The following is a 423-nucleotide window of genomic DNA, read 5'->3' on the forward strand; positions in this document are numbered from 1 at the left end:
AACTTCTCGGCAGCTATATCTTCAGCAATTTTTGAAGCTTTTATTTTTGATGATTTTTCGGTAAATAGTAATGGAATTTTTAATCCTAATTGGTAACCACGTAAATTTCTATTAATACCAGAATTAGTACCTTGAAAATAGTTTAGGGTAATATCAGGCAGTAATTGCTGTTTTTCTAATCGCCTTGTGCGTTCTGCTACCAAAATACTATTGGTGAAAAATGATACTTCTGGAGTTTCATTTATATTTACCAATTGTAACTTTTCTTTTTTTAAAGGCTGTTTTGCAATAACTAAGCTATCTTCACTTTGCACCATACTCATTAATTCAGAGTAGGCTATTTGCACATCTTCAATAGCTTTTATAAAGTTTAAGTTAACCTGCCGTTGTTTGGCTTTTGCGGTTATTTTTTCTAAGTAATTT

Annotated in this window: 1 protein-coding gene; it reads right to left on the minus strand. The window is 30.7% G+C overall.

Annotated features, from left to right (window positions below; genetic code table 11):
- Positions 1-423 (minus strand): TolC family protein (locus H4O21_RS28220; protein WP_182812488.1); only part of this gene is annotated, 423 nt, incomplete at both ends.

Origin of the sequence: Oceanospirillum sediminis, assembly GCF_014164585.1 — a bacterium.
In the GTDB taxonomy this organism is placed as follows: domain Bacteria; phylum Pseudomonadota; class Gammaproteobacteria; order Pseudomonadales; family Halomonadaceae; genus Oceanospirillum; species Oceanospirillum sediminis.